The sequence below is a fragment of the Thalassolituus oleivorans MIL-1 genome (assembly GCF_000355675.1).
Lineage (GTDB): Bacteria > Pseudomonadota > Gammaproteobacteria > Pseudomonadales > Oceanobacteraceae > Thalassolituus > Thalassolituus oleivorans.
Genome location: NC_020888.1, coordinates 3,168,074 through 3,191,767 on the forward strand (window position 1 = coordinate 3,168,074; position 23,694 = coordinate 3,191,767).

Below are 23,694 nucleotides of genomic sequence, written 5' to 3' on the forward strand. Positions count from 1 at the left end.
GCCTGCCTTCACCCTACGGCAATGGTGCTAAGTGTCAATCGAGAAAGCGCGAGCTCTGACCAGGTTTCGGCTTCATTCTTTCACTATTGCCTACCGCACTTCACTCCACGGCCCGAGCAATTCGCTCGATTCACTACTCATCGACTCTAGTGTCGGAATCACGACGCTATCTTGATCGCGCACGGAGCGAATGGGCATAAGCCCTTTATCGCGCAAGGCGGATGCAACGCGATCGAGCATGTTGATTTCGGCGCAGGGTTTTACTCGGCTTTCGCCATGTTCTTTATAAACGTGCAAAGGCAATTGAGTGATTTTGCTGCTGTAGGTCGCTTCTTCTGACCAGCCGCCACCGCTAAAATAATTACCTAATTGTGCGGTAATTAACCAAGCGCCATTCCCCCATAAGTAATAGTCATGCTGACCATCTTGCGGTAGTTCTTCAAAGGCGAGGGCTTCTACTGAACTGGTCTTCTCGCCGTACGGCATGCGCAGCATAAAACGCGGACACGTAAGCAAGGCATGTTGGCTGTAATCTTGTTCTCTGATCGCTTGCCACATCAAAGTAAAATCGCTCTCAACTTCACGATGAAGATACCAATGCTCGGGATCGGGTACTTTAACTAGGCTTGGGCAACCGGCGATGCGTTCTGAAGCCCCGCTCAGCAATACTGCATGAGAGTCAGCAGCGGCGCTGGCCAAGTTAGCGAGTGCTTCACAGTGACTAACCTCGTCTTGCAATTGATAGTCGGCCATCACCACACTAAAAGGCACAGAGCCTTCTTCTAAACGATCATCAAGTAATAACTTATGCAGCTGCGTGATCGATTCTGGATTGGCTTCGTTATCTGTGATTATTTCTTGCAAGCTGATGTCGGCAATAAACAGACGCACGCTACCGTCGGTATCTAATTGTTTTAACAGCCAATACAAACCGCGCCACGACGATTCAATCTCTTGAAATGCTTTGCTGTGTAGGATTTCTCGTAGCAAATGGCTAGCGCCCTGATCAACGGCATTCATTAATTCTGCCTGACGAGGGTCTGGGCTAGGAATTACATACGGGGCGACGATTTGCTGTATTAAATCTTTGACCGAACCTTGTACATCTGACTTTACTTCGGTTTGCGCGCGGCGAGAATTCAACAACAGTTCAAGCACATCGCTACTTTGCGTAGACGTCTCAGATACACTCTCTTCAGCTAAAGGCTGAGCAAACCAACCTTGTATTTCACTTGCGGCAGCGGCGAAACGATCACTGCTCAACAAATCACGCTTTAAGTCGCGAAACTGGCTAAATAGATCAACACGTTCGTAGATATAGTCGGGATGCAGGTCATCCATTTCTTGAAACTTAATCGGCCGCGCGCTAACGGGCAGATCCAAAGTAACATTCATAGTGGTGAACACATCATCGAAATTATCACGTGTTACTTCATAGATTTTACGCTTAGAAAGGCAATCGGCGTCGTTTTCATTGCGATGATCACGGCCACTAAAATCTGCCAACACAAGGATATGACAAGGACGATGGCGCACTAATGTGGGTTGGCTTTGCTCAGCAGCAGAAGAAAACGAGATACCGCCGGTGTTCAGGGTTGCCCTGCTCATGGTTAAGTCCTTTTATTGGCTTTTCGAAAGAATGCCTGATTGTACCAGAAGATCAAGACAGGGAGATCAATGCTGAATTGTTTGCATCATTCACCGCTATTTAAACGCCTAAACGTAAAAAGGCCGTTAATATCAACGGCCTTTTCCTAATAAAGCAGTCAATTCACTGCCATTACAGCCCTTTAAAAAACTGCGCATGAAAGCGTAAATGCTCATCAATAAAGCTGCTAATAAAATAGTAGCTGTGATCATAGCCTTCATGGCGATTCAGGGTCAGCGTATGGCCGCCTCGCTTAGCAGCTGCTTCTAATGTTTCAGGTTTTAGCTGTTCGGCTAGAAATTGATCCGCTTCGCCTTGATCGACTAACACTGGCACTACGGATTCGGCTTTGGCAAGCAATAGGGATGCATCATAGGCTTCCCATGTTTTGCGGTCATTGCCGAGGTAATTGCTAAAGGCTTTTTGTCCCCATGGACAATTCATTGGATTGCAAATTGGGCTAAAAGCCGAGACCGAGGAATAGCGTTCAGCATTCTTGAAGGCGATTGTCAGCGCACCGTGCCCACCCATCGAATGACCGGCAATAGCACGCTGAGACGACACAGGAAAAGTTGCCTCAATTAATGCTGGCAACTCATCCACAATATAGTCGTACATGTGATAATGCTGATTCCACGGCGCTTGGGTCGCGTTCAAATAAAAACCCGCTCCTAGGCCAAAGTCATAGCTGCCATTTTCATCATCAGGCACACCCTCGCCACGCGGACTGGTGTCCGGCGCGACAATGGCAATACCCAACTCAGCTGCCGTCTTCAAGGCTCCGGCTTTTTGCATAAAGTTTTCATCAGTACAAGTTAAGCCAGACAACCAGTACACAACGGGGACTGGATGACTGCTACTCGCCTGCGGCGGTAAATAAATCGCAAAACGCATGTTGCAGCCACCAAGGGTTTTTGCAACGTGCGTATATTGTTTATGCCAGCCACCTGCGACTTTATTTTGGGTTACTAATTCGAGTGTCATAACGCCTCGTTAATTCTCAATCGCTATTAATAGTGAATAACGCTGCGGATACTTTTGCCTTCATGCATTAAATCGAAAGCTTCGTTGATTTTATCCAACGACATAGTATGAGTAATAAAATCGCTTAATTTAAATTCACCGGCTAAATAACGTTCGACGTAATCCGGCAATTCGCTGCGGCCTTTAACACCACCAAATGCCGTGCCGCGCCAGACTCGACCGGTAACCAATTGAAATGGACGTGTCGAGATTTCTTGACCAGCACCGGCAACACCAATAATCACCGACTCGCCCCAACCTTTGTGGCAGCATTCCAATGCCGAACGCATCACATTAACGTTGCCGATACATTCAAATGAGAAATCCACACCGCCATCGGTTAATTCCACAATCACATCTTGAATTGGCTTATCGTAATTTTTCGGATTAATGCAGTCAGTAGCACCGAGCTGCTTCGCCAGCTCAAACTTACTTTCGTTAATGTCGATGGCGATAATGCGCGACGCTTTGGCCATCGCCGCACCGATCACAGCCGATAAACCAATACCGCCTAAACCGAAGATGGCAACGGTATCGCCTTCTTTCACTTTCGCCGTATTCATGACCGCACCCATACCCGTGGTGACACCACAGCCAAGCAAACACACTTCTTCAAGCGGTGCCGTTGGATTCACTTTCGCCAATGAAATTTCTGGCAGTACGGTGTATTCAGAAAAAGTCGAGCAGCCCATGTAGTGATAAATTGGCTCACCATTAATGGAAAAACGCGTGGTGCCATCGGGCATTAAGCCTTTACCTTGAGTCGCACGGATTTTTTGGCACAGATTGGTTTTACCCGATAAGCAAAACTTACACTCGCCGCATTCTGGGGTGTACAGCGGAATCACATGATCGCCGACGGCAACACTGGTCACGCCCTCACCAATAGACTCAACAATACCGCCGCCTTCATGGCCCAAAATCGTTGGAAAGATACCTTCAGGATCTTCACCTGACAGTGTGAAAGCATCGGTATGACATACGCCAGTCGCCACAATACGCACACGCACTTCGCCCTTCTGCGGCGGCATAACATCCACTTCTTCAATAGAAAGCGGCTGATTAGGCCCCCAAGCAATCGCAGCGCGAGATTTGATGATACCGGTCATAACATGCTCCAACGAGAATCTAAAGTTGACCATCATTGTAATTACTTACTCGTAAGAGATAATACACTCAATTATAAAATCTCTATTACCCAGAGGTAACAATGGCAAATTGGCAAGGCGTGGCAGAGTTTGTCGCGGTGGCAGAATCGCAGAGCTTTACCCGGGCAGCGGTACAATTAAATGTTTCCACCGCACATGTCAGCCGTCAGGTACGAGATTTAGAGCAACGCCTAGGCTCTGAGCTGCTGTATCGGACGACTCGCCGAGTCAGCCTTACCGAAGCTGGGCAAATCTATTATCAGCACTGCCGGCCTCTTCTTGATGGCTTAGGCAATGCTGAGCGCGCCGTCGGCAACCTACAAACCATTCCCCAAGGCTTATTGCGCATTACTGCGCCCGTCACTTATGGTGAGCGCCACATAACGCCGCTGATTAATCGTTTTTTGCAGCAACATCCAAAAGTGACGATTCATTGCGAATTGACCAACCAACAACTCGATTTAATCGACAGTAATTACGATTTAGCGATTCGTCTTGGGCGTCTAGAAAATAGTGATTTGATCGCTAAACGACTAGGCAGCCGCCAACTATGGACCTGCGCCTCACCTGCGTATTTAGCCGCCCACGGTGAGCCGCATACCTTGTCGGAGTTGACCCATCATCAATGCTTAGTTGGCACCCTCAACCATTGGCGTTTTAATAATGCTGGGCAAGACCAAATGCTGCGTGTTGAAGGTGTATTACGGTGCAACAGTGGAGAGGCATTATTGGATGCCGCCCTATGTGATTTAGGCATAGTACAATTACCGGATTACTACGTGACCACCGCCATCGCCAACGGCAAGCTGGTTTCAGTTCTCAACAGTTATCAACCGGAAAACGAAGGGATATGGGCACTCTACCCACCCGGTCGCCAACATTCTCCCAAAGTGCGCATGTTGATCGACTATCTTGTAGAACATCTTTAATTCACCGACACTGAGTCCAGTAGCGAGTGAACACGACCTTACTTTTAAAGTGGATATTATGTCTTCAGAAAAAACCCGATTAGAAATATGTAACTTAACCGCCGACCAGTATCCTTTAATTAAAGAACTTATGGATGAAGCATATCCAGAGCTAGGCGGCGCTTGGCCGGAACACACGATATCCCTGTTGATTGAAAAATTTCCAGAAGGCCAAATTGGTGTAATCGACGGCGATGAGTTAGTTGGCTTAGCACTCAGCGTCCAAGTTGATTACGCACGTTACTCTAACCCGCACACCTACGAAGACATCGTCGATAGCAACGATGTGGTATCGAATAACACTGAAGGCGATACCATGTACGGCCTTGATGTAGTGATTAAAAAATCTCACCGAGGTATGCGAATTGGCCGTCGTTTATACGACGCGCGTAAAGAACTATGCCGTCAGTACAACTTCCGTGGCATGTTGGCCGGTGGTCGTATTCCTAGCTATCACACCTATCGCCATGAAATGACGCCAACTGAATTTATCGAAAAAGTTGACCGTAAAGAGATTTACGATCCCATTTTAAGCTTTCAATTAGCCAACGATTTTCAGGTAAAGCGTTTATTAAAGAAATACCTGCCAGAAGATGAAGAGTCAGTAGGTTTCGCAACGCTATTAGAATGGAACAACATTTTTTACGAGCCAACCGATACCGTATTGGAATCACGTAAAACCACCGTGCGCGTAGGTGCAGTACAATGGCAAATGCGTTCCGTTAATTCGCTCGATGAGTTGTTAAAACAGGTCGAATATTTTGTTGATACGGTTTCTGATTATCAAAGTGACTTCATTGTTTTCCCTGAGTTCTTTAATGCTCCGCTAATGGGGCTGGGCACACAAACCACTCAAACAGAAGCTATTCGATTTTTAGCCGGATTTACAGGCGACATTCGTGATGCTATGTCGCGGATGGCGGTAGAGTACAACGCCAACATTATTACTGGCTCTATGCCGATTAATGAGAATGGCACAATTTACAACGTTTCTTATCTGTGTCATCGCAGCGGTAAAGTGGATGAGCAGCGTAAAATTCATATCACCCCGCACGAAAAAAATGACTGGGTCATTCGCGGTGGCGATAAACTGTCAGTTTTTGAAACCGATGCCGGTCGTGTTGGTATTTTGATTTGTTATGATGTCGAGTTTCCTGAACTTGGTCGCATGATGGCTGAGCAAGGTTTAGAAATTCTATTTGTGCCTTTCTGGACCGATACCAAAAATGCGTATTTACGAGTGCGTTTATGCGCTCAAGCACGAGCGATTGAAAACGAATGCTATGTCGTTATTGCCGGTAGTGTAGGCAATTTACCTGAGGTTGAAAGCTTAGATGTGCAGTACAGTCAATCGGCGGTATTAACGCCTTCCGACTTCCCATTCCCACACGATGCAACCCTATCAGAGGCTACATCAAATACCGAGATGCTATTATTCTCGGATTTAGATATGGATAAATTACGGGTACTGCATAACGAAGGCTCTGTGCGTAATCTAAAAGATCGCCGCAAAGATCTTTATGACGTTATCATGAAGAAATAATAATTTAATTGATGTCTACTTAACGAATGGGTAGCGCTCCCCACCGTCATAATTAGGCATTAATTAGTATTCACACCTTAGCTGTTTCTTTTGTAGGTTCAGCTAAGTGTGGCTCTAACTTCAAAATGCTTTTTACTAAACCTTCTGGAATATCACACGGACGTCCCGCTTTATAGTCGAAAAACACCAATAGGCTATCACCCTTAGCGACTAAACGAGAAGTTTCATGGCTCCATACCGCATACTCTTGCAGAATACGCCCAGACTCCAATCGCACGCCTTTAATACCTACACTGATAGTGTCTGGATATTTTAATGGTGCTAAAAACTTGGCATTTGTTTGTGCCAAAATCGGACCTTGAGCATAATTATTCATATAATCAAGAATATTAATGCTATCGAAATATTTCACGCGCGCACTTTCAAAATAGCGAAAATACACCGCATTATTAACATGCTGAAAGGCATCCATTTCCCCCCATACTACAGGTAGTTCTACAACAACTGGATAATCATATAAATCCAACATAATCGCTCCTAAATTTCTTTGGTGAGATAGGTGTTTAAAACCTCCCAACAGGTTTTAAACGAACTGGCGAGAATTAGGTAAAACCGACCAGTGATTCAATAAGAGCAACGAGCGTGCCTGATTTTCAAATAAATTTATAAGCTGTACATAATATGTTCTCTTAGGCCGAAAAAGCATCGAATTAGTCAGAATGGCTTAGAAACCTAGTTTGATTCTAATGATAATTCATTAATTATCACGATATTGAGAAACAAAACAAAACACGACTCTAAGACTGATAGCGGCAACATACTGTCAATGACCGACAAAAACATAACGCTATATTGCCTAAGCGCCAAAAATTCATTGGATAAAATCGTCAACTTTCCGTGACTATCATCACAGGCACGGTGAAATTTCAGGTAAATTTGAGGCAAAAAAAAGCCCGACCATAGGCCGGGCTCTTTTTCATTTGATTGCTTTACAGATCAAAGCTGTGACGCAATACAATGGTTTCTACACGATCAGGACCGGTAGAAATGATATCAATTGGAGCACCAATTGCTTCTTCAATAAAACGGATATAGCTGCGCGCGTTTTCTGGTAGCTCTTCGATGGTTTTCGCACCGAAGGTAGATTCCGTCCAACCTGGTAACTCTTTGTACACAGGCGTCAGCTTACAGAACTGATCTGCACTGGCCGGTACTTTTAATGCATTGCCATTTTCGTCTTGATAGCCAACACATACTTTGATGGTTTCTAAACCATCCAGTACATCGAGCTTAGTCAGACATATGGTGTTGATTGAGTTCACACGGATAGCGTGCTTAACCAACATGGCATCGAACCAACCACAACGACGATCACGACCAGTCGTAGTGCCTTTTTCTTTACCAACAGTCGCCAAGTGAATACCGACTGAATCGAACAATTCCGTTGGGAAAGGGCCAGAACCGACACGAGTCGTGTATGCCTTAGTGATACCTAAGATCTGATCCAAATACAAAGGACCCACACCTGAACCTGTCGCCACACCGCCTGCGGTAGTGTTTGAAGAGGTAACAAATGGATAAGTACCATGGTCGATATCAAGCAGCGTACCTTGAGCACCTTCAAACATGATATCACCACCGCTTTCACGCACACTGTGTACCAAATCAACGGCATCAACAACGATGTCTTTGATCTGTGCAGCCCAGTCGATGCATGACGCTAAGGTTTCTTCATAGCTCACTTCTTCCACACCGTAATAATGCTTCAGCGAGAAGTTATGATATTCCATCACTTCTTTTAGCTTGTCGGCAAATTCAGGCTGATACAGGTCGCCAACACGCAAACCGCGACGGCTAACTTTATCTTCGTACGCAGGGCCAATACCACGACCCGTAGTACCGATTTTATCGTTGCCACGCTTAATTTCACGCGCCTGATCTAGTGCGCAGTGATACGGCAAAATCAGCGGACAAGCATGAGAGATACGCAAACGTTCCATTACGGGTACGCCACGCTCTTCCAACGCACGGACTTCTTTTAACAAAGCGTCCGGAGCCAAAACCACACCATTACCGATAACGCACGTAACGCCATCACGCAAAATACCAGAAGGAATCAAGTGAAGAGCGGTTTTAACACCGTCAATCACCAGCGTGTGGCCAGCATTGTGACCACCTTGAAAGCGTACAACAGCGGCTGCTTTTTCAGTTAGCAGGTCAACTATTTTACCTTTACCTTCGTCACCCCATTGGGTGCCCAAAACTACAACGCATTTACCCATCGCGGAATCTTTCACTCACAGAATTAAGCTTCGACCAGCTGCCACTGGCCATCCAAGTAGTCCAGACGCGAATCCGCCGGAACCGCATCGTGATTCAATTGCACCAGAACGCGCATGCCTTGGCTGCGCAGTTGCTGGATTGCTTGCCATAGTGCCGGATCATCGGAACTAGGCGCGACCACGGTTTGCTTGCGGTCGGTCTTAACATCGCCAAGACGGGCGAGTACTTTCAAATCAGCACTGAAGCCGGTCGCTGCACGAGCGCGGCCAAATACAGCACCTGTTTCATCGTAACGACCACCTTGGGCAATAGCATCGCCATATCCCGGTACATAGGCCGCAAACACCAAACCGGTGTGATAATCATAGCCGCGGAGTTCGGTTAGATCGCACATCATTGAAGTATTCGGAAAACGCTTGGCAACGTGCTCCGCTACTTTCATTACGTGCTCTAACTCGTCTGCTGCGCCTGGAACCAACTCCGCCATACGCGCAAATTGTGCACGCATTGCTTCATGGCCGCCCTGCAAGGTCGCCAATAGCGTAAACGCTTCGACCATACTTGCATCGCTCAGTTCGCGCTCAGCCCAAACCGCTAGGTCGGTGGCACACTTAAGCTTCAATAGGGCAAACAATTCCGTTTGCTGATCAGCGTTGATGCCCGCTTGACGCGCCAAAGCACGGAAGACACCAACATTTCCTAAATCTAAATGCACTTGCTGCATGCCGGCTTGCTCTAGCATGGCCAACATCAAGCTAATAATTTCAACATCCGCATCTAAACCCGCTTCACCATAAAGCTCGGCACCAATTTGCGTTGGCGTGCGGCTGGCTAGCAGTGAGCTGGATTTCGCATGAAACACGGTGCGGCAATAACTAAAACGGCTGATGCCATCTTGGGCATAGCTGTGCGCATCAATACGTGCAACTTGCGGTGTTGTATCGGCGCTCAACCCCATCAAACGACCCGACAGCTGATCGGTGACTTTGAAGGTACGCAAATCAAGATCTTTCCCCGTGCCGGTAAGCAAGGAGTCGAGATATTCCAAAGCTGGTGGAATAACAAGGTCGTAACCACAGTTATCCAGAAAGTCGAGCAAGTGACGACGTAAGTGCTCTATTTGCCGTGCTTGGGGCGGCAGTACTTCATCAATACCATCCGGCAGTAGCCAACGGTCAGCGCTTGTCATGGTCCAGCCTTTATACATTGATCAGGTAGAGAAGACCGAGTCCCAGCAACATGCTGAACAGCCCAGTCATACGCATTGTACGATCATCCGTCGCCGCCAATTGTTGTACCAACCGACGCCAACGCGCGGGATACAAAAATGGCACTATGCCCTCGATGATAAAAACGAGACAGATAGCGAGCGCCAGAACATGCCAAAAATCCGATTGCAACGAATGGCCTTTCAATAAATGATCGCACAAAAAAACCGGGCACCAGGCCCGGTTACGGGATTCTACCAAAGCTGGCCGGTAACGGCCAGTTGGTAATCCGCTGACTTACAATTCGTTGAGGACTATTTGCCCTTCGAATCTTTAAAGTAGCGGAAGAAGTCGCTATCCGGCTTCATAAGAATCACATCGTTTTCACGGAATGTTTCTTGATAGGCCTTCAAGCTGCGCGTAAACGCATAAAACTCAGGGTCACGATTGTAAGCCGAGGCGTAAACACGAGCGGCTTCCGCATCACCTTCACCACGCGTGCGCTCGGCATCACGATAGGCTTCAGCTTCTAGAACTGTTTTTTGACGATCAGCATCCGCTTGGATACCTTCGGCGAGTTCTTTACCTTGCGAGCGATGCTCACGTGCTTCACGACCACGTTCAGCCGACATACGGTTGTACACTGAATTACTCAGATCTTCCGGTAAGTCGATGGCTTTAACACGAACGTCTAGCACTTCCATACCTAGTTCTTTTTGAGTTTCAATATTGAGCGCCGTGGTCAATTTAGTCATCAACTCATCGCGTTCACCCGATACCACTTCACGCAGAGTACGCGCTGCGATTTCATCACGTAAGCCTTTACTTGCTAAGTTGGCCAGCAAGTTTTCTGCCTGCATACGATTACCTGAAGCCGCTTTGTAGTATGCATTAACATCTTTAATGCGCCACTTAGCGAACGAATCCACGATCACGTACTTCTTATCTGAGGTTAGGAAGCGTGACGGGTTAGTATCAAGTGCCAACACACGAGCATCAAAGCGCTTAACGACATCGATGAACGGAGTTTTAAAATGCAGACCCGGTTCAATATCCGCTTGAACCACCTCACCGAACGTCAATTTAATTGCCCGTTCCGTTTCGTTAATCACATAAATACTTTGACTCGCAATCAATCCAGCAACCGCGATCAATATCAAAAAGATGGTAGATTTCGGAGACATTAGCGACCCTCCCTACGAACTGAATTACTGGAGTTTTGGCGCGAACGAATCTCGTTGATTACTTGATCAGCAATAGTCGACATGTCGCTGTTGCTCATCTGATCCTTTGATTGTGAAGATGGCATACCTTGAATAATTTTATCCAGAGGTAAGTACATCATGTTGTTACCACCTTCAACGTCAACTAAGACCTTGCTGGAGTTGGTATACACTTCACTAACGGCTTCGATATACAAACGCTCACGAGTTACTTGAGGTGCTTTTTTGTATTCAGATAGCAAGTTTTCAAAACGAGCCGCCTCACCTTGTGCGCGCGCAACAATACGTTCTTTATAAGCAGACGCTTCTTCTAACTGACGTTGTGCACGACCGCGAGCTTCAGGAACAATGGCATTCGCATAGGCTTCTGCATCGTTAATAAAACGCTCTTTATCTTGCTTGGCACGTTGAACGTCATCAAAAGACTCTTTCACCTGTTGTGGTGGGCGAGCATCTTTAATGTTGACGTTAGTCAGCTGAATACCGGTTTGATAGCGATCCAGATAATCCTGCAAACGAATTTTCACTGCGTCGGCTAATGCCGCACGACCTGTGGTTAAAATGGGATCCATTGCAGTGGAGCCCACTTCATGGCGCAAAGCGCTTTCCGCAGCCGATACTAAGCTCACTTCTGGTTGCTCTACACGCAAAGCGAATGTCTGTGGATCTTGCACACGATATTGAACGTTCAGTTCGACTTCGACAATGTTCTCATCTTCGGTCAACATACGTTCTTTGATTTCGGCTTCACGTACTTTGGTGATATTAACCGGAATCACTTGGTCAACCACTGGAATTTTCCAGTGCAAACCTGGGTTCTCAATAGAACTAAATTGACCAGTACGCAGTACAACGCCACGTTCCTGTTCGTCTAAGGTGTAGAACGAATTAAATGCCAGTAAACCAACACCTATGATGGCAGCGATAACTAACAAACCGCCTAGTCCGTCATTGCCGCCGGCACCTTGATTATTACCGTTGCCGCCGCCCTTTTTGCCAAATAGACCATTAACTTTGTCCATTAACTGCTTAAGAACTTCGTCGATATCGGGTGGCTGATTACCGCCGCCGTTTTTATTTCCGCGGTTGTTATTCCCCCACGGATCCTTGGGATTGCCTTTTCCGCTTCCGCCAGGCTCATTCCAGGCCATAAATCACTCCAGTCAGTGTGTGCTAGGTGTGTGAATACATGCACACCCAATGATAACGAATTTAATCGTCTACATACTACCGTTCAAAGGACAACAAAACCGGATCTCTCGATCCGGCTTAATGCCATGCCTCTTGCACGGGTTTAATAAATCGTTGTTCTGCAATCTCAGCTCGTGCTAACGCCCGTTTAAAGTCGTGGCGCTGCATCCGCACATTCAAAATAATATCGCCGTTATCGGCAAAGGCTTCATTACGTATTGCTCCAAACTCGTAAAGTATGGCGCGTAATTTGGCTTCTGCAGGGCGTAGGCTGATTTCTTGATCGAACACATCTTCGCCAAGCAACTCGCCCATGGCTTGATTTAATAAATCGAAGCCTAAACGTTTTTGTGCCGATAGCCAAACAGCTACAGGCACCCCCATATCATCACGATCAATACGAGCTTCGCCGCCGTGCTCTAACAAATCAATTTTATTGTATACACGCAACTGCGGTACTTCATCAGCTTCAATCTCGCCTAACACCAATTCAACTTGGCGAATATTGCCGTCGCGCTCTTCTGCCGCACAGTCAATCACGTGCATCAGCAAGGTCGCTTCTGCCGCCTCTTGCAAGGTAGCCCGAAACGACTCTACGAGTTTATGGGGTAAGTGACGAATAAAACCAACGGTATCGGCCAACACGACTTCGCCGACATCACCGACCTGAAAACGGCGAATGGTTGGATCGAGTGTCGCGAACATCTGATCTGCGGCATACACCTCAGAAGACGTTAATGCGTTAAATAAGGTTGATTTACCGGCGTTGGTATAACCCACGATGGCAATGGTCGGCACATCAGAACGCTTACGCGAACGACGACCTTGATCTCGCTGGGCCCGCACTTTTTCTAAGCGAGAGTTAATGCTTTTTACACGTTCACGTAATAAACGACGGTCGGTTTCGAGCTGAGTTTCACCCGGCCCGCGCATACCGATACCACCTTTTTGACGTTCAAGGTGGGTCCAGCCGCGAATTAAGCGCGTAGATTGATATTGCAACTGTGCTAACTCAACCTGAAGTTTACCTTCATGAGTTCTCGCTCGTTGCGCAAAGATGTCGAGAATAAGACCCGTTCGGTCGAGAACACGGCATTGTAATGCCCGCTCCAAGTTTCGCTCTTGGCTGGGAGACAATGAGTGGTTGAAAATCACGAGCTCGGAACCGTGCAAGCGCACGACTTCGGCAATCTCTTCGACTTTTCCACGACCAACAAAGGTTTTTGCATCAGGCGTTGGACGCTTGGTAGTTACCAGTCCAACCGGATCGGCGCCAGCCGAAATGACTAGCTCACGGAATTCATTCAGATCTTCTCGATTTGCCCCTTCGGGGAAATTCACGTGAACCAGTACTGCGGTTTCGCCGCCGTTATCAGGGCGGTCAAAGAACACGAATGCAGCTCCTACGATTACTCGTCTGCGTCACCGTTTTCGTTGAACTCAGGCGATGGCGCCAGGCGCACATTACGCGATGGAACAACGGTCGAAATGGCGTGCTTATATACCATTTGCGATACAGTGTTTTTTAATAAAATAACAAATTGATCGAACGATTCGATCTGCCCCTGCAACTTAATACCGTTGACAAGAAAAATAGACACCGGAATACGCTCTTTACGCAGCTGATTCAGGTAAGGGTCTTGTAGGGAATGCCCTTTTGACATAGTGATCTCCTAACAATAAGGTGCCGTCCAATGTGGGGACAGCGAATAATAAAAAGTAATAGCCCCAAGTGTCGTCTGGACTGGCGACATTGCAAGGGAATCAGGTTAAGAATAAGACCAATTTCCGAGTGCTGTGCTGCGAATTCAGGACGATGCGTTAAATATGGCGTTCGTATGCAGTATTTTCAAGGCATTTCGCAAAAGATAGGGATCATCGGTATCTAACCAGTGCAGGTCCGGCCAACTTCTGAGCCAAGTAATTTGCCGCTTGGCCAATTGACGCGTTGCAATGATGCCACGGTCCACCATTTCGTCATAATCATATTTACCTTCTAAGTAATCCCAAACCTGTCGATAACCCACTGCACGAATGGAAGGCATATCGGTATTGAGGTCTCCACGGTCGTATAACGCTTGTACTTCGGCAATGAAATCCTGTCCCATCATTTGCATAAATCGCTGCGCAATGCGCTCGTGCAAACGACTACGTTCTGATGGGCAAATGGCAAGATTCACAACATGATAGGGCAAGGGCTGAGCGTCTTGCGCAGCCCAATGTTCTGTTAATGTTTTACCCGACACCAAGAATACTTCTAGCGCGCGCTGAATACGTTGAGAATCCATCGGTTTTAAACGCTTGGCGGATTCAGGATCAATCTCGGCTAAACGCGCATGCATTGCTGGCCAACCTAGCTGTTTGGCTTCGTCGAGTAATTGCTGGCGAATAACGTCATCCGCTTGTGGCAAATCCGCCGCCCCATCGCGTAAAAATTTAAAGTACATCATAGTGCCGCCCGTCAGCAGGGGCACTTTACCAGCTGCAGTAATATCGGCCATCTCACGCAGAGCATCTTCGCGAAACTGAGCGGCTGAATAGACTTCTGCGGGATCAATAAGATCAATTAAGCGATGCGGTGCGAGTGCTTGCATAGCGGCATCCGGTTTAGCGGTACCGATATCCATGCCTTTATAAATGAGTGCCGAGTCAACGCTGATAATTTCACAATTGTGATTTGCCACCAGCTCGAGTGCTAAAGCGGTTTTACCCGCGGCGGTTGGGCCCATTAAAAAAATAGCAGGCGGTAGTTCTGTTCGTGGCGCTAAGTCCAGAGTGTTAGACACGCTTAGCGTCCCCTTAAAAATAACTTATCAAGTTCTGGCATGGTCATTTGCGTCCACGTTGGTCGACCATGATTACACTGACCACTACGCTCCGTCGCTTCCATATCGCGCAATAAGCCATTCATCTCAGGTATGGTTAAACGGCGATTAGCGCGTACGGAGCCATGACACGCCATAGTGCCGAGCAATTCATTGCGATGAGCTAGAAAGCGATCCGAGCTGCCGTGTTCAATTAAATCGCCCAACATATCAGTAATCAGTTGAGGCACTTCCGCTTGTTGCAACAACACGGGAATTTGGCGCACTAATAAACTTTCTGGGCCAACTCGGGCTAGCTCAACTCCTAACGACCTAAATTCTTCGGCAAACTGCTCAGCGGTATCCGCTTCGCGTTCGCTCACGCTTAAATTTACCGGCACCAATAATGGCTGACTTTGTACGCCTTGCTGATCGACAGCAATTTTTAACCGCTCATAGGTAATGCGCTCGTGGGCTGCGTGCATATCCACCACCACTAAACCGCCTGCGTTTTGCGCCAAAATATAAATGCCGTGCAGCTGCGCAATTGCAAAGCCAAGTGGCGGCATATCGGCACTGGGGGATTCTGGCAAGGCAGTACGATTCATCGCGCCGTAAACATTCATCTGCTCAGCTATATCAGCACGAGATAGATCGGCGCGCGCAGGCGCTTGGTTGGCGAAGTTGCTTGGTGCAGACGACCACGGCGGCGTTGTTACGGTGCTTAGCCCTGCTTGTTGATTCGGCTGCCAATCAAGCCGTGTTTGTTCGCTGAATTCACCCGCCGCGGCACCGCTTACAGGCATAACACTAGAGGTTAAGCCACCCGCTAATTCACTCGGCGATGAACCATTCGGTTGATTATCTGGGCGCACATCACCTAAGGCTTTATGCAAAGTACGGAAGAGGAAATCATGTACTAAGCGACCATCACGAAAACGCACTTCGTGCTTGGTTGGGTGTACGTTAACGTCCACCAGCTTAGGATCGAGCGATAAATACAACACAAACGCGGGATGACGACCGTGATACAGCACATCCCGATAGGCTTGTTTAATGGCATGCACAACCAATTTATCGCGAACCACACGACCATTCACGAAAAAATACTGCATGTCGCCTTGTGAACGTGAAAAGGTCGGCAGACCAACCCAGCCTTGTAGTGCTAAGCCCGCCGCTTCGGCATCGATATGCACTGAGCTATCAATAAATTGTGGACTTAATAACGCAGCAACACGCTTTTCGCGATCAATTGGCCGCGCGGCAGGACGCAATGAGTGGATCGTGCGTTGGTTGTGGCGCAGGCTAAAAGCAACATCGTAACGGCTTAATGCGAGTCGTTTTACGTATTCCTCAAGATGCGAAAATTCGGTTTTTTCCGTGCGTAAAAATTTACGCCGCGCGGGAGTGTTAAAAAATAAGTCGCGTACTTCCACCGTGGTGCCAACGGGATGGGCTGCTGGGCTAACATTGGCAACCATGTCTCGCCCCTCAGCACTCACTTGCCACGCGGTATCAGCCGATTGCTCGTGCGAGGTTAACGTTAAACGAGTAACCGAGCTGATACTGGCTAGCGCCTCGCCGCGAAAACCTAAACTACCCACCGCTTCTAAATCATCTAACGTTGTGATTTTACTGGTGGCATGGCGACTCAAAGACAAGGCTAAATCGTCTTTATCAATACCGCAGCCATCATCACGAATGCGCAATAATTTAATACCGCCCTGCTCTGCTTCGATATCAATGTGACGCGCACCCGCATCCAGAGCATTTTCCACCAACTCTTTAACAATGTTGGCTGGCCGCTCGACCACTTCACCTGCTGCAATTTGGTTCGCCAGCCGCGGCGAAAGTAAATGAATTCGACTCATAGTCAGTCTTAGGTGTCCTGTTGGCGTCGGTGAACAGGGCTAAAATGCGCGTTCACGAACTGGGAATTTTAATGCGTTGACCGATTTTCAGCTGATCACTGCTGAGGCCGTTAAGCTGACGTAATTCTTGAATATCCATACCGCTACGGGAGGCCAATTCCGACAGCGTATCACCCGGGCGAATGGTGTACGACACGAACTGACTGGCTGCATTGCGTTTCGCCGCCAGCAAAGTACCTGTTGGGGGATAGGTTTCAAAATACTGTTTAATTCCAGTGAAAATTGCTTTAGCCATACGCTTTTGGAAATTACGATCGGCGAGTTTTTTCGCCTCACCAGGATTCGAAATAAACCCCGTCTCAACTAGAAGTGCAGGAATATCAGGCGCTTTAAGCACCACAAAGGCCGCTTCTTCTACGCCCGGCTTATGCAGTTTGGTAATAGCCCCCATTTGCGACAGGATACTGCGCCCAGCTCGGGCACTCGCATCGCGCTTATGCGTCATTGATAAATCAAGCAAGGTCATGGCTAAGTGATCTTCACGACCCTCAAGGCTTAGACCACCAATTAAATCCGATTTATTTTCTTTGTCGGCTAGCCAGCGAGCTGTTTCACTCGACTCGCCACGATCCGATAAAATAAATACCGAGCTACCGCTGGCTTGAGGGATCTTAAACGCATCGGCATGAATAGAAACAAAGAAGTCGGCGTTGGCTTTGCGCGCTTTTTCAGTACGTTCTCGCAATCCAATATAATAATCACCGGTACGAACCATAAAGGGCTGAAAACCTGTTTCGTCGTTTAACAGTGCCTGTAGTTCTTTAGCAATGGACAGAACCACTTCTTTTTCTTTTGTGCGGCCATGCCCTATCGCTCCTGGGTCTTCCCCGCCGTGCCCAGCATCAATGGCAATAATGATATTACGCTGCACCGCGTCGAGAGATTCCGCCCGCTTAATCGGCGCAACCACTTGTGCGGTTTCTTTCGGCTTTAAATCCACAACTAAACGATGATTAGGGTAGGTATCGTTGGGCGGTAATATTTGACTCGACGGCTCTAGCGCTTCATTAACGTCAATGACAATGCGCAGATCTTTACCATTACGCTTGCCTTTACGGATACTTTTTACCGCTGTCGAATGGATATCCACTTGATCAGGGTCTTTATTCATATCGGCGTCGTTAAGATCAATGACGATCCGGTAAGGATTCGGCAGATCAAAAATCCGATACTCGGTAGGCTCTGAGAGGTCAAAAACCAAGCGTGTACTGTCTGGCGACTGCCATACCCGAATGTCTTTCACATCCGCATAGGCTGATATCACTGTCGTACCCAATAGTATGGCAATGAGTAACGCTCTCATGCGTTGTCGTGCTCCTGTGTCATACGCTCTCACGCAACATCTTTTGAACCATAATTATTGGCTAATCGCCACACTGGCATAGTCCGCAGCCAATATGGATAGCGGCTCCAGCCACTGTTGTCCGCGCTCACTACGGGCGTGCCATTCCAACAAGCGAGAATCTCCGCCACCGGTGATTTCCAACACTAGATCAGGGGACGGCAGCACACCCATGCCTTTGTCAGCCCACTCAATGAGATTCAGTATGTCAGATCCTAGGTATTCACGAATACCCATATACTCTAATTCTTCTGGATCTCCGAGTCGGTAGAGATCGAAATGGTTCACTTGCGCATCAGCAAACTGATACTCTTCAACTAGGGTGTAAGTCGGACTTTTGACTGCACCTTGGTGACCCAGCGCTTGAATCAAGCCACGACTGAACGTCGTTTTACCAGCACCTAAAGTTCCTTCTAAAAAGACAATGCCACCTTGCTTCAAAATAGAGGCGCAGCTTGCAGCAAAGCGCAACATGCCCTCTTCACCTACGACTCGAATAGCCATTAGTTTATCAACTCTCGTAATATCGGCATTAAATCCGTTGCTAACAAACCGCGAACTCCGGCATCAGCAACGGCTACATCGGCTGCTGCGCTGTGACAACAAACACCTAAACAGGCTGCATCCCAAGCATTTAACCCCTGTGCTAACAAAGCTGCAATAACTCCAGTAAGGACATCGCCCATACCACCGCAACTCATTCCCGGATTACCATCGGTGCAAAGGGCAACGCGACCGCTAGGATCAGCAATTAATGAGCCTTGGCCTTTTAATACAACAACCGCCTGATAACGCTGAGCAAGCAGCCGCGCACTGGCAAAACGATCAGTTTGAACTTCAGTGACTGTCATGCCGAGCATGCGAGCAGCCTCACCGGGATGTGGCGTTAATACCGCAACACGTTCGCTAAATTCACAATGCCAACCAGGGGAAGCCAATAAATTTAGTGCATCGGCATCGAGTACCACTGGCTGCTGAGCACCTAACACCTGTTGCAATAACAGCTCCGACCAACTGGTTTGGCCGAGTCCGGGGCCGATAGCCAATATGGTCGCCCGCTGAATAGCCGGTGCAAGCTCTAAACCAGAATTTACGCCTAAGGCCATGACCTCAGGGCGGCGTGTTAATAGGGCTGGTACGTGTTCAGGTCGCGTTGCACAGCTAACTAAACCCGCTCCAATGCGCCCCGCCGCTTCGACAGCCATCATCGCAGCACCGCCAAAACCCGACTCACCGCCAATAACTAACACATGACCAAAATGACCTTTGTGAGCATTACCGCGACGCGGTGCTAATCCTCGCATTTCGTCATGTAGACGAGCCCAACTAATTCGCTCCGCATCAGCAACAATATTCGCGTGTGCACTATCAATAACCGATAATTCGGCCAACTCAAGTGCGCCACAAACATCAGGGCCAGATGCCGTTAATAAGCCACGCTTCACCCCAATAAAGGTGATAGTAACATCGGCCTTTACCACAGGCCCGTAGACCACGCCGGAGTCGGCATTTAAACCCGAGGGAACATCCAACGCTAACACGGGAATATCCGCAGCATTGATAGCAGCAATCGCTTGCGCAAACTCATCACGTGGTTCGCTACTTAACCCAGTACCGAGTAAGCCATCCACCAACACATCACCACTAAGATCGCTTGCTGTGCTCAAACGCTCAATCGAAATGCCGGTTTGCACGGCCATATTTAACGCTTTTTGCGCAGCCGACGTTTGCTTAGTTAAATCCCCAAGAGTAAAAACGCGCACCCGAATACCACACTCAAATGCCAATGCCGCTAAAATAAATGCGTCACCGCCGTTGTTACCAGGGCCGGCGATAACAGTAATCTTTCTGGCATCGACCCAGTGGTGCTGCAATACCGACAAAGCCGACGTTGCCGCTTCATGCATCAAAGTAAAACCATCATCACCCTGAGCTGCTATCGTCTGGCGATCCAACTCACGGATTTGCGCCACACTGAAGAGCTGTGCGGGCAAGTGGTCTTTGGCTGAAAACGGTCGGTTCATCGCAAGGGGTCTGCCATAGTAAGTCGAGGATACTGAGACAATGAAAGTCTCAGAATGTGATACATTGAGCGAAATTATATAGGAAGCCGCCGCTAAGTCCCACGCCATAAGGAGTTAATGGCAACGACAGCTTCTTTCGACGTGAATCAAACTGCATGAATCAAAGCGCCACCACATCCTTAACCGCCGAACAGTTAACGCGTTTACGTGACGATATTCGCCAATGGGCAACTGAACTCGGCTTTCAGCAAGCTGGGATTGCAGGAGTGGCCTTAGGTGAGCATGAAGATTTGCTACAAGAGTGGCTTGAAAACGGCTACCACGGCGAGATGGACTACATGGCCAGCCACGGGAATATGCGTTCCCGCCCAGCCGAGCTATTACCCGGAACACTGAGTGTCATCAGCGTGCGCATGGATTATCTGCCCCCCGACGGCAACATGCGCGAGCAACTCGGCGATCCAAATAAAGCTTACGTTTCCCGTTACGCCCTAGGGCGCGACTATCACAAACTGATTCGCAAACGCTTAACAGAGCTAGGCAAACGTATAGAACAAGCAGCCGGTCAAATGGGTTTTAGAGCCTTCGTCGATAGCGCTCCGGTTCTCGAACGGGCGTTAGCAGAACAAGCTGGACTAGGCTGGATCGGCAAAAATACTATGCTGATTAACCGCAAAGCTGGATCCTATTTCTTTTTAGGTGAAATCCTCACCGACCTGCCGTTACCGGCAGATAATAATCCAGAATCGGACCACTGCGGACGCTGCACTTCCTGCTTAGATATTTGCCCAACCCAAGCCTTTGTTGGGCCACACGTGCTCGATGCGCGACGCTGCATCTCCTACCTTACTATTGAGCTCAATGGTCCGATTCCCGAAGACCTAAGATCCGGTATGGGCAACCGCATCTTCGGCTGCGACGACTGCCAAATAGGCTGCCCGTGGAACCGCTTTAGCAAAGCCACCAGCGAAACCGACTTCACTCCCCGCCACCAACTCGACAAAGCCACTTTGCTGGAACTATGGGCATGGGATGAAGCTGAATTTTTAAGCAAAACAGAAGGCATGCCGATACGCCGTACCGGTTATGAAAACTGGCGGCGTAACATCGCCGTGGCCTTGGGGAATGCGCCAAAGAGTATTGAGATTGAACAAGCCTTACGGGCTAGGCTGGGGGAATCGGCGTTGGTGGATGAGCATATTGAATGGGCGTTGAGGCAGTCTTAGGTTTATGCGGCTGACGCCGCCTAAGGATATCCGCAACGCCTTATTCAAACGAAACGTATGTTTTTTGTAGGAGTTACTCAGGGAGCGCCAGCGAGCAGTAACGAATACGGGGTTAAGCCACTATCGGGAGTACGAACAAAAAGCGTTCGTTGACTCCCTCCTACAAACACAAAGCAATTCGAATCCAGTGTTCTGAAGCATATCGTCTCGTGCCTCTGGGCCTGCCGCAATGAATGAATACGGTTAGGCCGCACGGGCATGGATGCCCGAGCAGCGCAGTTTGAGCCATGGATGGCGAATCTGCGCGTGGCCGTAAACCGTATGAGTAAATAAGGATCTCAGGCCAGAAAGCACAAAAAAAGGGGGCTCCGGGGGAAGCCCCCGGGAAAAGAACCCGCGCCAGCAGCAACTAAAAAGCTACACCGCCAAAAAATGCTGACGATAATGCTGCATTTCAGCAATCGACTCGCGGATATCATCCAACGCTTGATGCGTACCTTTTTTCTCAAACGACGATACCACTGATGGCTTCCAGCGTTTCGCCAGCTCTTTCAGGGTGCTGACATCAACATTGCGATAGTGCATGAATGCTTCTAGCTCGGGCATGTATTTCACTAAGAAGCGACGATCTTGATGAATGCTATTGCCGCACAATGGCGAGGCACCAGCTTTTACGTGTTCGCGTAAAAATTCTAACGTGGCCAATTCAGCAGCGCGGGCATTGGTTTTGCTCTCGCGCACGCGCTGGGTTAGCCCTGAGTTACCGTGGGTGCGGGTGTTCCATTCATCCATGCCATCTAGCAGAATGTCCGGCTGATGAACCGCAAATACTGGGCCTTCAGCGATGATGTTGAGATCGCCATCGGTGACTATGGTAGCAATTTCGATAATGACGTCACGCTCTGGCTCGAGGCCGGTCATTTCTAGATCCATCCACACTAGGTTATCGCTTTGGCTCATAACGGTTACTCATTGGGAAATATGAGCAGTCTAGCAACTTGTGTAATGCACGGCCAACGCGGACAATGGCAAACGTCTTAAATCCGGTAACGCATTCGCATGTCAAAACGCAAACTGAATAAGCGCCAAGCTTGGCGGGTCGAGAAAATTCAGCAAGAAAAAGCCAAACGCGCCACACAAAAAGAAGATGTCATTGCTGAGCAATTGACTGCCGGAGAATTGGGCGACGAATCCGAAGGCCAAGTGATGGCGCACTTTGGTAGCCAAGTCGAGGTCGAGGATAAGCAATCTCAAGACCGTTACCGCTGTTTTTTACGTGCCAACCTAGGTTCGTTAGTTACAGGAGACCGCGTGGTCTTCCGCCCTGGCGCTGATAACCAAGGGGTTAAAACAGGAGTGGTAGAGATGGTAATGCCACGCACATCTGAGTTATCACGCCCAAACCCCTACAACGAAATCAAACCCGTTGCTGCCAATATCGACTTTATTGTGCTGGTGGTTGCGCCCGAGCCAGAAGCTCATGCCAATTTGATCGACCGTTATTTGGTGGCTGCTGAGAACTGCGAAATCGAACCCATCATTCTGTTCAATAAAATCGATTTACTCACCGAAGAAACCCGCCCACGCTACGCCGCCCTGCTCGCGAGTTATGAAAAACTGGGCTATCGCACACTGCGGGTGTGTAGTCACGATGACAGCAGTCTAGGCGAACTTAAAGAATTCTTAAACGGGCGCATTAGTGTGTTCGTTGGTCAATCGGGTGTTGGTAAATCGTCGCTAATCGGAACCTTGCTACCCGGCGAAGAACTGCGCGTTGGTGCGCTGTCAGAAAATACTCGTAAAGGTAAACATACAACGACAACTGCGCGCTTGTATCACTTCCCTGCAGGAGGCGATTTAATCGACTCGCCGGGGATTCGTGAATTTGGTTTATGGCATATGTCACCTGAAGAAGTGCTTTATGGTTTCAGAGAGATTCGCCCGGAAGCAGGTTATTGCAAATTCCGTGATTGCAAACACGAAAAAGAACCGGGTTGCGCTATGCTCGGAGCGTTAAAAGCTGGGCGAATTAGCGAAGCTCGCTTCCAAAGCTACCGCCGTATTTTGCAAACGCTCACTGAGCTTTAAACAAGCGCGAGAAATATCGCCAACAAAAAAAGGGAGCTTAGCTC

21 protein-coding genes are annotated in these 23,694 nt (G+C 48.3%); 4 read left to right on the forward strand and 17 right to left on the reverse strand.

The annotated features are described in order from the left end of the window. Positions 1-90: 90 nt before the first annotated feature. From TOL_RS14540 to TOL_RS14550, 3 genes are all read right to left on the reverse strand, one after another. On the reverse strand, positions 91-1,608 hold the full coding sequence (locus TOL_RS14540) for a type VI secretion system contractile sheath domain-containing protein (protein ID WP_015488119.1): 1,518 nt from the start codon (positions 1,606-1,608) through the stop codon (positions 91-93). A gap of 172 nt (positions 1,609-1,780) precedes the next feature. Beyond that, positions 1,781-2,632, reverse strand: a complete 852-nt coding sequence (gene fghA, locus TOL_RS14545; RefSeq protein ID WP_015488120.1) for an S-formylglutathione hydrolase — start codon at positions 2,630-2,632, stop codon at positions 1,781-1,783. 26 nt (positions 2,633-2,658) lie between these two features. Beyond that, complete coding sequence (locus TOL_RS14550) at positions 2,659-3,780, reverse strand: S-(hydroxymethyl)glutathione dehydrogenase/class III alcohol dehydrogenase (RefSeq protein WP_025264711.1); 1,122 nt, start codon at positions 3,778-3,780, stop codon at positions 2,659-2,661. Between the two features lie 101 nt (positions 3,781-3,881). Between TOL_RS14550 and TOL_RS14555 the strand changes: the two genes are divergently transcribed. Continuing rightward, positions 3,882-4,748 carry a LysR substrate-binding domain-containing protein gene (locus TOL_RS14555; RefSeq protein WP_015488122.1) on the forward strand — a complete coding sequence of 289 codons (867 nt, stop codon included), beginning with the start codon at positions 3,882-3,884 and terminating at the stop codon, positions 4,746-4,748. Between the two features lie 58 nt (positions 4,749-4,806). Next, entirely contained in the window at positions 4,807-6,330 is a 1,524-nt protein-coding gene (locus TOL_RS14560; RefSeq protein ID WP_015488123.1) for a carbon-nitrogen hydrolase family protein, read from the forward strand. Positions 6,331-6,400: 70 nt separating this feature from the next. On the opposite strand, the gene TOL_RS14565 is transcribed toward TOL_RS14560, so the two are convergent. The 13 genes from TOL_RS14565 to TOL_RS14625 all read right to left on the reverse strand — a co-directional run bounded on the left by TOL_RS14565 (position 6,401) and on the right by TOL_RS14625 (position 20,336). Further along, positions 6,401-6,859 (reverse strand): acyl-CoA thioesterase, encoded by a 459-nt coding sequence (locus TOL_RS14565; RefSeq protein ID WP_015488124.1) that lies wholly within the window; start codon positions 6,857-6,859, stop codon positions 6,401-6,403. A 460-nt stretch (positions 6,860-7,319) separates the two neighbouring features. Continuing rightward, positions 7,320-8,612 (reverse strand): adenylosuccinate synthase, encoded by a 1,293-nt coding sequence (locus TOL_RS14570; RefSeq protein ID WP_015488125.1) that lies wholly within the window; start codon positions 8,610-8,612, stop codon positions 7,320-7,322. 23 nt (positions 8,613-8,635) lie between these two features. Beyond that, positions 8,636-9,802, reverse strand: coding sequence for an ATP phosphoribosyltransferase regulatory subunit (locus TOL_RS14575; RefSeq protein WP_015488126.1), 1,167 nt, complete (start codon positions 9,800-9,802; stop codon positions 8,636-8,638). 10 nt (positions 9,803-9,812) lie between these two features. Further along, complete coding sequence (locus TOL_RS18830; RefSeq protein ID WP_338054973.1) at positions 9,813-10,082, reverse strand: DUF2065 domain-containing protein; 270 nt, start codon at positions 10,080-10,082, stop codon at positions 9,813-9,815. Between the two features lie 53 nt (positions 10,083-10,135). After that, positions 10,136-11,005 (reverse strand): protease modulator HflC, encoded by an 870-nt coding sequence (gene hflC / locus TOL_RS14585; RefSeq protein WP_015488128.1) that lies wholly within the window; start codon positions 11,003-11,005, stop codon positions 10,136-10,138. After that, positions 11,005-12,195 carry an FtsH protease activity modulator HflK gene (gene hflK, locus TOL_RS14590; protein ID WP_015488129.1) on the reverse strand — a complete coding sequence of 397 codons (1,191 nt, stop codon included), beginning with the start codon at positions 12,193-12,195 and terminating at the stop codon, positions 11,005-11,007. The genes hflC and hflK overlap by 1 nt, the downstream gene beginning before the upstream one ends. A gap of 118 nt (positions 12,196-12,313) precedes the next feature. Further along, complete coding sequence (gene hflX, locus TOL_RS14595; RefSeq protein WP_015488130.1) at positions 12,314-13,627, reverse strand: ribosome rescue GTPase HflX; 1,314 nt, start codon at positions 13,625-13,627, stop codon at positions 12,314-12,316. 17 nt (positions 13,628-13,644) lie between these two features. After that, the gene (gene hfq / locus TOL_RS14600; protein WP_015488131.1) at positions 13,645-13,899 is read right to left on the reverse strand and encodes an RNA chaperone Hfq; all 255 of its coding nucleotides are present in this window, start codon (positions 13,897-13,899) and stop codon (positions 13,645-13,647) included. Positions 13,900-14,043: 144 nt separating this feature from the next. Next, positions 14,044-15,021: a tRNA (adenosine(37)-N6)-dimethylallyltransferase MiaA gene (gene miaA / locus TOL_RS14605; protein WP_015488132.1), complete on the reverse strand. Its 978-nt coding sequence runs from the start codon at positions 15,019-15,021 to the stop codon at positions 14,044-14,046. Positions 15,022-15,023: 2 nt separating this feature from the next. Beyond that, positions 15,024-16,910: a DNA mismatch repair endonuclease MutL gene (gene mutL / locus TOL_RS14610; RefSeq protein WP_015488133.1), complete on the reverse strand. Its 1,887-nt coding sequence runs from the start codon at positions 16,908-16,910 to the stop codon at positions 15,024-15,026. Between the two features lie 52 nt (positions 16,911-16,962). Continuing rightward, a complete protein-coding gene (locus tag TOL_RS14615; RefSeq protein ID WP_015488134.1) occupies positions 16,963-18,273 on the reverse strand; it encodes an N-acetylmuramoyl-L-alanine amidase in 1,311 nt (436 codons plus the stop codon). A gap of 54 nt (positions 18,274-18,327) precedes the next feature. Beyond that, positions 18,328-18,816: a tRNA (adenosine(37)-N6)-threonylcarbamoyltransferase complex ATPase subunit type 1 TsaE gene (gene tsaE, locus TOL_RS14620; protein ID WP_015488135.1), complete on the reverse strand. Its 489-nt coding sequence runs from the start codon at positions 18,814-18,816 to the stop codon at positions 18,328-18,330. Continuing rightward, positions 18,816-20,336, reverse strand: coding sequence for a bifunctional ADP-dependent NAD(P)H-hydrate dehydratase/NAD(P)H-hydrate epimerase (locus TOL_RS14625; RefSeq protein ID WP_015488136.1), 1,521 nt, complete (start codon positions 20,334-20,336; stop codon positions 18,816-18,818). The genes tsaE and TOL_RS14625 overlap by 1 nt, the downstream gene beginning before the upstream one ends. Positions 20,337-20,491: 155 nt before the next feature. Between TOL_RS14625 and queG the strand changes: the two genes are divergently transcribed. Next, positions 20,492-21,562: a tRNA epoxyqueuosine(34) reductase QueG gene (gene queG / locus TOL_RS14630; protein ID WP_015488137.1), complete on the forward strand. Its 1,071-nt coding sequence runs from the start codon at positions 20,492-20,494 to the stop codon at positions 21,560-21,562. Positions 21,563-21,979: 417 nt separating this feature from the next. On the opposite strand, the gene orn is transcribed toward queG, so the two are convergent. Continuing rightward, positions 21,980-22,522 (reverse strand): oligoribonuclease, encoded by a 543-nt coding sequence (orn, locus tag TOL_RS14635; protein ID WP_015488138.1) that lies wholly within the window; start codon positions 22,520-22,522, stop codon positions 21,980-21,982. A gap of 99 nt (positions 22,523-22,621) precedes the next feature. Here orn and rsgA point away from each other — a divergent pair, with 99 nt between their 5' ends. After that, positions 22,622-23,650, forward strand: coding sequence for a small ribosomal subunit biogenesis GTPase RsgA (gene rsgA / locus TOL_RS14640; protein WP_015488139.1), 1,029 nt, complete (start codon positions 22,622-22,624; stop codon positions 23,648-23,650). Positions 23,651-23,694 lie beyond the last annotated feature (44 nt).